Source organism: Aeromonas sp. QDB25 (assembly GCF_027707725.1).
In the GTDB taxonomy this organism is placed as follows: Bacteria; Pseudomonadota; Gammaproteobacteria; order Enterobacterales; family Aeromonadaceae; genus Aeromonas; species Aeromonas caviae.
On record NZ_JAPCIZ010000050.1, the window covers coordinates 21,359 to 31,178 of the forward strand.

Annotated in this window: 10 protein-coding genes; 4 read left to right on the forward strand and 6 right to left on the reverse strand. The window is 62.7% G+C overall.

Annotated features, from left to right (window positions below; genetic code table 11):
• Positions 1-11 precede the first annotated feature (11 nt).
• From PG883_RS16110 to sixA, 3 genes are all read right to left on the reverse strand, one after another.
• The gene (locus PG883_RS16110) at positions 12-932 is read right to left on the reverse strand and encodes a DMT family transporter (RefSeq protein WP_010674561.1); all 921 of its coding nucleotides are present in this window, start codon (positions 930-932) and stop codon (positions 12-14) included.
• 185 nt (positions 933-1,117) lie between these two features.
• A complete protein-coding gene (locus tag PG883_RS16115; RefSeq protein ID WP_005324080.1) occupies positions 1,118-1,324 on the reverse strand; it encodes a DUF1107 domain-containing protein in 207 nt (68 codons plus the stop codon).
• Between the two features lie 133 nt (positions 1,325-1,457).
• Entirely contained in the window at positions 1,458-1,925 is a 468-nt protein-coding gene (gene sixA / locus PG883_RS16120; RefSeq protein ID WP_201894138.1) for a phosphohistidine phosphatase SixA, read from the reverse strand.
• 162 nt (positions 1,926-2,087) lie between these two features.
• Between sixA and PG883_RS16125 the strand changes: the two genes are divergently transcribed.
• A complete protein-coding gene (locus tag PG883_RS16125; protein WP_270807391.1) occupies positions 2,088-4,862 on the forward strand; it encodes an insulinase family protein in 2,775 nt (924 codons plus the stop codon).
• Positions 4,863-5,146: 284 nt separating this feature from the next.
• On the opposite strand, the gene PG883_RS16130 is transcribed toward PG883_RS16125, so the two are convergent.
• The gene (locus PG883_RS16130; protein ID WP_041215264.1) at positions 5,147-5,794 is read right to left on the reverse strand and encodes a thiopurine S-methyltransferase; all 648 of its coding nucleotides are present in this window, start codon (positions 5,792-5,794) and stop codon (positions 5,147-5,149) included.
• A gap of 110 nt (positions 5,795-5,904) precedes the next feature.
• Positions 5,905-7,275, reverse strand: a complete 1,371-nt coding sequence (locus tag PG883_RS16135) for a leucine-rich repeat-containing protein kinase family protein (RefSeq protein ID WP_270807392.1) — start codon at positions 7,273-7,275, stop codon at positions 5,905-5,907.
• A gap of 260 nt (positions 7,276-7,535) precedes the next feature.
• On the opposite strand from PG883_RS16135, the gene PG883_RS16140 reads away from it, so the two are divergent.
• Genes PG883_RS16140 through PG883_RS16150 form a run of 3 tightly spaced genes read left to right on the forward strand, consistent with a single transcriptional unit; the run spans position 7,536 to position 9,213 of the window.
• Positions 7,536-8,066, forward strand: coding sequence for a MarR family winged helix-turn-helix transcriptional regulator (locus PG883_RS16140; RefSeq protein WP_029314450.1), 531 nt, complete (start codon positions 7,536-7,538; stop codon positions 8,064-8,066).
• A complete protein-coding gene (locus tag PG883_RS16145; protein ID WP_270807393.1) occupies positions 8,063-8,845 on the forward strand; it encodes a HEAT repeat domain-containing protein in 783 nt (260 codons plus the stop codon). The genes PG883_RS16140 and PG883_RS16145 overlap by 4 nt, the downstream gene beginning before the upstream one ends.
• On the forward strand, positions 8,842-9,213 hold the full coding sequence (locus PG883_RS16150) for a DUF6616 family protein (RefSeq protein ID WP_270807394.1): 372 nt from the start codon (positions 8,842-8,844) through the stop codon (positions 9,211-9,213). The genes PG883_RS16145 and PG883_RS16150 overlap by 4 nt, the downstream gene beginning before the upstream one ends.
• Positions 9,214-9,537: 324 nt before the next feature.
• Here PG883_RS16150 and PG883_RS16155 read toward each other — a convergent pair.
• Positions 9,538-9,820 (reverse strand): integrase core domain-containing protein (locus tag PG883_RS16155; RefSeq protein ID WP_270807395.1); only part of this gene is annotated, 283 nt, incomplete at its 5' end.

Sequence of the window (9,820 nt, forward strand, 5' to 3'; positions counted from 1 at the left end):
GTCTTTTTCTCCTACTTTTCCTGACAGCCCGCCACTGCAAGCCGGGCGCCCCTTCGCACCGTCACGGGCCTGACCAGCAACTGCGCCAGCAGCACCCCCATCAGGGTCATGCCGCCACCGATGAGGTGATAGCTGGTGAGCCGCTCCCCGAGCCAGCTGATGGCAAGGGCTGCCGTCATGACCGGCAACAGGTTCATGAAGATGGCGGTGCGGCTCGCCCCGAGCAGGGCAATGCCCTGCATCCAGAGCCAGGGCGAAAGGGCCGAGGTCGGGATCCCCGCATAGAAGATGAGCCAGAGGGCGCTGCCATCGGGCCAGTGCCCGTCCACCAGCAGATAGAAGGGGGTGAGGAACAGGAGGCTGCACAGCACCTGACCGTAGAGCATGGACCAGTTGTCCAGCCCCAGATCCCAGCGCTTGAGCAGCACGCTGTAGAGCGCATAGGTGGCCGCCGAGAGCAGCATGTAAACGGAACCGATATGGATGCCCTGGGTCAGCAGCCGGGCCGGATCCCCCTGCCCCAACAAAATCGCCAGCCCCAGAATGGAGATGGCGCCTCCCAGCAGCGCCCCCCAGGTGGGCCGCTCGCGCAGCAACCAGATGCTGAGCAGCACTGTCATCAAGGGGGTCAGCCCCATCATCAGGCCAATCTCGGTAGCCCCCAGGGTCTGGGCCGCGTAATAGCCAAAGGTCTGGTTCAAGACCATGCCGAGCAGGGCCAGCACCGCCAGCTTCGAGAAACCGGCCCGCAGCTTGCGACGCTCGCGCCAGGCCCGGTGAGCCAGAAACGGGGTCAGCACCAGGGCCGCCACCATCCAGCGCGACCAGGCGAGCGCCGCAGGAGACAACACCCCGACCGCCAGCTTGCTGACGATGCCATTGCCGGCCCAGATAGCCATGCAGGAGAAGGGAAACAGGAAGGCAAGGGGCATTGCGATATCCAGAATAAAAAGGCGGGTATTGCGCGCGAGTATAGAGAGGCAATCAGGATAAGCAAGCCTGCCAACGCAGGAAGAAGCGCCATGACGCGAACGGTTGGCACCGCGCCCAGGCGCCATCAACAATCATGCCCGCACAGGGGCGGGCATGAGGGGGACCAGGGTCAGCCTGAGGCGCCTCAGGCGGCATCCATGTGGAGCCTTGAAATCAGTTCATTGACCTCGAGCACCGTCTGGCGATGGGGAATGTCGGCTTGCAATGGCATCATCAGCAAGCCCGACTGGAAATCGAAGCGCCCCCTGCCGTGGATGTAAATCCGCCCCTTGAAGAAGGTTTTGACATGTTTTGCCACCATCAGTGGCAGGTACTTCTTGAACACTCTCATCGTTTGCAACCTCTTGAAGTTGTATCCGTATGACAGCAGCTTATGCGAAATAATTCCGTTAAATTTATATAAAAAACCGGAAAATTCGACTCTCTCTTCCCCAAAAAACCAAACTGTAACTTATTATTAACTTTTACCGTATTGTATGCGGTCCTTCCAGCCAGAGCAAGACTCCTTTGCCATCTTGCCATTCGATGCAGGCCAGCCCGGACGTCGCGAACATGGGGGCCCCTGCCGCCGGGCAGAGACTCTGGACCAGATACCCCACCAGCGGCAGGTGGCTGACCATCAGGATGTTGTCATGCTCCGCCGCCAGCTCCGTGAGGTAGCTCGCCACGAAAGCCGGGTCCCCATAGGGGGTGATGTCGCCGCTCTCCTCGACCTTGAGGGCCTTGGGCAACTCGGGGGCGATGGCCTGCCAGGTCTGTCTGGCACGCAGGTAGTTGCTGTGGATCACCAGGTTCAGGGAGCCTGCCAATTGGGGAGCCAGCCAGCCAGCCATGTGGATGGACTCTTCGATGCCTTGCTCGGTCAGTGGACGCTGTTCATCAGTCTTTGCGTTCATGCCAGCCTGGCCATGACGCATGATGTAGATTTTCATTACAACCTCGCCCAGGGGGCCTGTTTAAATAGCGGGGGAATCTTACCCCGCCATGCCGGGGGAAACAATTGCGCCACCTCTCAGAAAAGGGTTTGCCTCGCAAGATAGCGGGGTCGATAATCATGTTTAAATTCAAATAAATTCACCGCGAGTCCCTCCCCAATGAGCCCATATGCCAGTCCCAATGACCATCGGCGGTATCACTATCTGGAGCTGGCAAACCGGCTCAGGGTCTTGCTGATCTGTGATCCCGAGACCGACAAATCCGCCGCCTCCCTGGCGGTGAATACCGGCCACTTCGACGATCCTGCGGATCGCCAGGGCATGGCCCATTTCCTCGAGCATATGCTGTTTCTCGGTACCCGCACCTACCCCAAACCCGGTGAATACCAGCAATTCATGAGCCGTCACGGGGGCAGCAACAACGCCTGGACCGGTACCGAGTTCACCAACTTCTTCTTCGACATCGACAACGGCTTCTTCGAGGCGGGGCTCGACCGGTTCTCCCAGTTCTTCATCTGCCCCACCTTTGCACCGGAGTGGGTCGACAAGGAGCGCAACGCGGTGGACTCCGAGTACCGCCTCAAGCTGCAGGACGACGTGCGCCGCAGCTACCAGGTGCACAAGGAGACGGTCAATCCGGACCACCCCTTCTCCAAATTCTCGGTGGGCAACCTCGACACCTTGGCAGATCTCCCCGGCCGGGATCTGCGCTCGGACCTCATTGCGTTCTACGAAACCCACTACAGTGCGGATCGCATGGCGCTGGTCATGCTTTCACCGGCACCCATCGAGACCCAGCTGGCCTGGTGTGATCGCTTCTTTGGTGCCATTCCGGATCGCCATCTCGGCCCTCCGGTACTGAGCCATCCTCTCTATCGGCTCGATGATCTCGGCATTCGCATCCAGCTGACCCCGGTCAAGGAGACCCGCAAGCTGGCGCTGACCTTCCCGCTGCCGTGCGTGGATGAGTATTACGACAAAAAACCCCTCACCTTCCTGAGCCACCTCATCGGCTATGAGGGGGAAGGCAGCCTGCTCTCTCTGCTCAAGGGGCGGGGCTGGGTCAATCAGCTCGCCGCCGGCGGCGGCATCAGCGGCGCCAACTTCAAGGACTTTGGCGTGAGCTTTGGCCTCACCCCCCTTGGGCTTGAGCATGTGGACGAGATCATCGCCGCTCTGTTTGGCTATCTGAAGCTCATCGAGCGGGGCGGGGTGCAGGCCTGGCGCTATGAGGAGAAGCGCAGCGTGCTGGAATCCGCCTTCCGCTTCCAGGAGCGGGGCCGGGCCCTCGACACCGTCTCCGGCCTCGTGCTCAACCTGTTCAGCTACGGGCCGGACGATCTGCTCTACGGCGACTACATGATGCGCGAGTTCGATGAGCCGCTGATCCGGCGCTTCCTCGCCAAGCTGACCCCCCACAACCTGCGGGTGACCATCCAGGCCCCGGAAGTGAGTACGGATCGCCTCGCCCGCTGGTACCAGACACCCTACAGCGTCCAGAGCATCAGCGAGGCCGAGAAGATCCGCTGGCAGCAGAGTGAACCGGATCCCGCCCTGCACCTGCCGGCGCCCAACCCCTTCATCAGCACCCGCCTCCACGCCCGTCTGCCGGCGCTGCCCGCCGACATGCCGTCCTGCCTCATCGACAGGCCCGGTTTCCGGCTCTGGCACCTGCACGAGCATCAGTTCAGCGTGCCCAAGGGCAGCCTTTACATCTCCGTCGACAGCGAACATGCGGTCAAGAGCCCGCGTCACATCGCCATGGCGCGTCTGGCCGTGGAACTGCTCACGGATCACCTCAACGCCCTCACCTACCCGGCGGAGCTCGCGGGCCTTGGCTACCAGATTTATGCCCATCAGGGGGGCTTTACCATCAACCTCAGCGGCTTTGCCGACAAGCAACCGCTGCTGCTCGACATGATCCTCGGCAACCGCACCCTGGGGTATCCGGATCCGGCACGCTTTAGCGAGATCAAGGAGCAGCTTATCCGCAACTGGGAGAACCAGGACAAGACCCGCCCCATCTCCCAGTTGTTCAACCAGCTCACCAGTTTGCTGCAACCCAACAACCCGCCCTTCGAGCAGCTGTTGCGCCACCTGCGCACCGTCGAACTCGGGGAGATGCCCGGCTTCGTCTCCGAGCTCTTTGCCAGGGTGCATCTGGAGGCCCTGGTACACGGAGACTGGACGGCCGCCGAGGCCCTCGAACTCGCGGCCCTGTTGGAGCGCCACCTCGGTGCCAACAGCCAGCCCAGCGCCGAGACCCGCCGCCCCCTCATCTCCATCCAGGACAGAGGCACCCTCATTCGCGAACAGGGGTGCGATCACGAGGACTCGGCGCTGCTGGTCTACTACCAGTCGCGTACCACCCGGGCGCGGGACCTCGCCTGCTTCACCCTGGCCAACCACATCATGTCATCCACCTTCTTCCACGAGCTGCGCACCCGCCAGCAGCTCGGTTACGTGGTGGGAGCTGGCAACCTGCCCCTCAACCGCCATCCCGGTCTCATCTTCTATATCCAGTCGCCGGTAGCGGGGCCGCAGATCCTGCTGGATGCGGTGGAGGAGTTCATCGATCTCTTCCCGCTGGCCATGTTGGAGTTCACCGAGCAGCAGTGGCAGGAGAGCAAGGCGGGGTTGCAGGCCCAGCTCAGCGAGCGGGATGCCAACCTGCGCAGCCGCGGCCAGCGGCTCTGGGTCAGCATCGGCAACAAGGATCTGGGTTTTGATCAGCGCGAACGGATACGCGAGGAGGTGGGCAGGCTCAGCCGTGCCGATCTGGTGCGCTTCATCACCCAGCTGAGATCCCGTACCTCAGATCGCCTCATCCTCTGCAGCTATGGCCTGGGCCACGAGCACGACGAGCGGATCACCGGCCAGTTTGTCGACGATCCCAGGGCGTTTCGGCTCAACGCCGCCACCTTCGAAGGCTGACCTCCCCTGTTGGCCACGCGCAGGCAATAAAAAGCCGACCCCGTGGGGTCGGCTGGAAAAACCATAATCAATTGCGACCAGAGCCGCCAAAAGTGAACATGAGCGTGAAAATCAGACACTGGGTTGATGTTCGACCGGCGTTCAAACCAGAGCTCATCGGTCGGCACCAGCAGTGATTGAGAAACAGCCTCATCTTAGGCATTTCCCTGATTTTCCACGTTGATCTATGTCAAAGGAGGTAAAACAAGCGCCACTTCCCTCCTTGGCATCGGCCTCGCGCCCTCTCAACCCCGGCGGATCAGCCGGTAAGCCACCTCGTCGAAATAGGAGAGCTGCCCCGAGAGCACCCTGGGGTGATCCAGCTCCGCCCCCCGGCCCAGTACCTCGACACCAAAGTCGCGCTCAAACAGGGTGCGCACCTCCATCTCCCCCACCGAGAACGGCGGCTGTTGCTGCTGCTCGGGCTGATATTCGAGGGTCACCAGCAACACCTGCCCCCCCGCCTCCACCAGGCGGCTCATCAGGGCGGCATACTGGCGGCGCATGGCGCCCGGCAAGGCGATGAGGGCCGCCCTGTCATAGACCAGGCGATAACGCTGCCCGAGCTCCGGGGCGGCGAAGAAGTCCCCCTGATAGATGCGCAGATCGGCGTGCCGGTGGCACTGATAGGGACCCACCTCGCTTCTCTCTGCACTCAGGTTGTTCTCGTCAAAAAACTGGGTAATGGCGAGCTCGGAGAGCTCGAAGCCATCCACCGGATGCCCCTGCTCACGCAGCCAGAGCATGTCCCGGGACTTGCCGCAAAGGGGCACCAGCACGGGGTCGCTCCCTTGCTGGGCCGACCACCAGGATTGCAGCCAGCGGTTGAAATCTGCCTGATGAAAGCCAATCCGGTTCTCTTTCCACTTCTGGTGCCAAAATGCCGCTTCCATCATCTTCCTCTCGTCATCTGCAATAGTGCATCACTATCACAACTTCACCGAAGTGGCGCAAGCCCCATGATCCCGCCCCAGTGCACGAGAAGGCCCACGATGGGCAGGCCTCAGGCCACGACCCCAGGCAGGCTTGTCGCCATCGCAGCCAGCCAGGTCAGGATCTGCGCGAAGGTGGGTCGCCGGGAAGGCACCTCAAAGCCGCACTCCCCGGCCAGTCGATGAAGGGGGTCGAGGTCGGCGTCCCCCCCATCACAGCGCGCCAGCAGCTCGGCCAGCAGGCAGCCAAAGGCCCGCACTTCCAGGCGCTCCAGCCGCCCGGCCAGCACCTCATCGGCGCGGTCGTAACAGGAGGCGGCACCAAAGTCACCGAGCAGCACCCGGCCCGGCACCTCCTGCGGCGAGTGAGGCATCGCGGGCTGCAAGGAGTACAGCAGGTTGTGTGCGTAGAGATCGCCGTGGAGGATGCCCCGCTCGTGCAGGTGCCGGGCGGCCGCAGCCACCCCCTGCACCATGGCCATCACCTGGGCCGGGGTGAAGTTCAGATCCTCCCCATAGACATCCCGGGTACAGGAGTCCAGGCTCGGGGGCCCCGCCAGGGTGGCGAAGGCGGGGTCTATCAGGGGCATCACCAGTGCCGGAATGCCAGAGGGATGATCGCTCACCCTCCCCATCACACCGACCAGGTTTGGATGACGACCGGCGGCCAGGGACGCCCCCATCTCGCTCAGGGGCAAGCCGTCGCTGGTGACGGCCCCCTTGAAGAGCTTGACCGCCACCGCCCCGGGCCCTTCGGCACCCGCCCACTCGGCGCGATAGATGACGCCGGATGCCCCCTCCCCGAGCACATCCCCCAGTGAGAGCGCCTGCCAGGGGATCTCGGCAGTGAACTCCGATGTGCCGTTCAAACACGCCTGCTCATCACAGAAAGGGTTGCCCGCAAAGGCCAGCCAGGACAGACGCGGCATCGAGGGCAGCCAACTCGGCAGCGCTGGCAGGCGGTTGGCGGCGATGCGCAAAAGCTCCAAACGGTGGCAACCGGCAAGCGTCTCGGGAAGCTCATGTAGCCGGTTGCCCGAGAGCATCAGCTTTTGCAGATCAATGCAGCGCCCCAATTCTCCGGGCAGTGTCTCTATCTCGTTGTCGGTCAGGATCAACCAGCGCAATCTGGCGGGCAGGGAGGCGGCCGGGACGGTCGCGATGCGGTTGGCCTTGAAGCCCACCATGGTGAGCGCAGGGCAACGCCCCAGCACCTCTGGCAGTTCGGTGAAGTTGTTCTCGGAGCAGAAGAGGATGCGCAGCTTCTTGCATTCGGCCAGCTCGTCAGGCAACTCGCTCAGCTGGTTGCCGGTGAGATCCAGCACCTCCAGGGTCTCCTTGAGGCTCAGGATCTCGGGGGGGAACACCGCGAGATTTTCAGCAAGTTTGAGGTGGCGGGCGCCGCAGAGTTCGCCTGCGCGAAGCTGTTCCAGGGTATGCATGGGATCGTCTCTATCAACATTCGGGCTTGCGGTGGCTCACTGCGGGACACTCCCCCCAGACCACAAAGGAGGGGCATTATAAGGAATGACGGCCAAAGATGGCCGATTTTCTTGCAAAGCCTTCTCTTGCAAAGGCCCCCCATCGCCACACTCCCGCTCCCCGTTGCCATGAACCATCCCGGTCGCGCGCTTGGGTGGTTGATCATTTGATTGGCGCCATATAGTATGGCGCCATACAAAATCATTCGAGACTCACCATCATGATCACGCTGGAACAAAAACACCTCGCCCTGCTCGAGGATGCAGAGCGCCGCGGACACGCGGACACCCAAAACATACGCGTCTGCTTTGAGGTGTTGACCCTCGCCGCTGCCATCGATCAGGCGTGCGCGGCGCGCCTGGCTCCCCACCGCCTCTCCGAAGGCAAGTTCGTGCTGCTGTTTTTGCTGCGCGACCTGCCACAAGGGCTGGCTCCCCACGAGCTTGCCGACAAGGCGGGGGTCACACGGGCCACCATCACCGGCCTGCTCGACGGTCTGCAACGGGACGGCCTGTTGGCTCGCCACAGCGACAGCCAGGACAGGCGAAAGATCTCGGTGCGCCTGACAGAGCAGGGCCAGGCCCTGGCGCAACACCTGCTCGATGAGCACAGCCAGTGGATAGGCTCCCTGTTTGCCGGGTTCGATCAGGCAGAGCGAGAGACCCTGAGTACCCTGCTCAAGCGGGCCTGGCTCAACGTCATCTCATCCCGGGCAGGCTGCACTGAGGCCGCCACAGAGGAGCACCCATGACACGCAGCCGCATCACGGATATCGCCCCCTCCCGCCTCGCCCAGCTCAACCGGGGAGAGGCTGAGGCAAGCAACCTGACCGAATGCCTAGCGGTGGATTTTGCCGCCCTGATGCAGTGCACCCGGCCTTCGCTCGGGCCCCAGGCGCTGGCGTCGATGCACGCCGCATCCGGGGAGGGCATTACCCGGCGCATGGCACTGGCCGCCAGGCTGCTCCTGACCGAGAGCGGCACGAGGGATCTTGCGGCGCTCAGCCGTCATCCCTCCGATACCGTGCGGGGCTGGGCCTGTTTCATGGTGGGCGCGAGCGAGGGGCTGTCGCTCAGCGACCGCCTGGTCCTCATTCGCCCCCTCGCCGATGACCCGCACTTTGGGGTGCGCGAGTGGGCCTGGCTCGCAATGCGCTCGACCATTGCTGCGCAACTGGAGGCGGCCATTGCCGCCCTGGTGCCCTGGACGGCGGAGCCGTCCGAGCGGCTGCGACGCTTTGCAAGCGAAGCGACCCGGCCCCGCGGCGTCTGGTGTACCCATCTTGCGTCCCTGCGACAAGCGCCGGAGCAGGCCCTGATGCTGCTTGAGCCCCTCAAGGCCGATCCCGCCCTCTATGTGCAGGACTCCGTTGCCAACTGGCTGAACGATGCGAGCAAAGACAGGCCACAGTGGGTCACTGACCTCTGCGCGCGCTGGTCTCGCGAAAGCCCCAGCCCCGCGACAACCCGGATTTGTCAACGCGCCTTGCGCACCTTGCGCAAGGGCCAACTCCCGAAGGAACCCCTATGACCCACTATCTGGCAGAGCTCTACACCCCCACTCCCGCCTGGCTGGCACTGAGCCAGACGGCTCGTCAGCAGTTCTTCGAGGCCATTGGCACAGGCATGGCCAACCTCGCCGCCCTCGGGGTGGAGCCCATCGCCCTGGGCGAGACCGATGCTGCCACCCTCCATGGTACGCCCCACCCCTTCTTCGCCATCTGGCGCGGGCCGGATGCCGCAGCCATCGAGGCCCTCGTCCAGGGAATAGCCGCATCGGGCTGGCACGACTACTTCGAGACGGTCAACGCCACCGGCGCCGGGGTCTCTCTGAGCGAGCACCTTGCACAGTTGGCCGCCCTGCCCTGCGCCGCCACATCCAGCCCCGCCCTGGCCTGATAACCCCTAAAAGAGCGTTATCCCACCAGGCCTTGCGTCAGTGCCGCCGACACCGGTGGCACTGTTTTCCATGCCCTGCCCCTGCAAACCCAGATCACCACCACCTGGGAAAGCGGCGTCACAGCCCCGCTCCCTTCCCACTTCCTTCCCACTCCCTTCAAAAAACGCTGATATCTCCTGATGCCGTGATGAGCCATCGCGATGGCACAAGTGAGCAAGATCCGGGTCGTCGTGACAAAGGTTCGCCGCCATAGTGCTTTCAAACCAACAGTGCTTGTACAGATCTAGTTATCACCTGACACCGGCCTCAAACCGGTGTCTTGTTTACGCTACTTTAGTGCGCACTTCCTTCGGTATCAATTTCAGACCCTTTTTGAACATGCTGTAGGGAGTCTGTCCTTCCATCATCCTGCCTTGATGTGGCCGCTGGGTGTTGTAGTGATCCAGATAGCTGTCCAGGTCTGTCTGCATCTGCTCTACCGACTCATACCAGGTTGTCCTCCCCTTGATACGGAAGTGTTCATCCAGCAGGGTGCGATGTAGCCGCTCGATAAAGCCGTTGCTCTGCGGCCTGCGTACCTTGGTGGTCCGGTGCTCAATCCCCTCC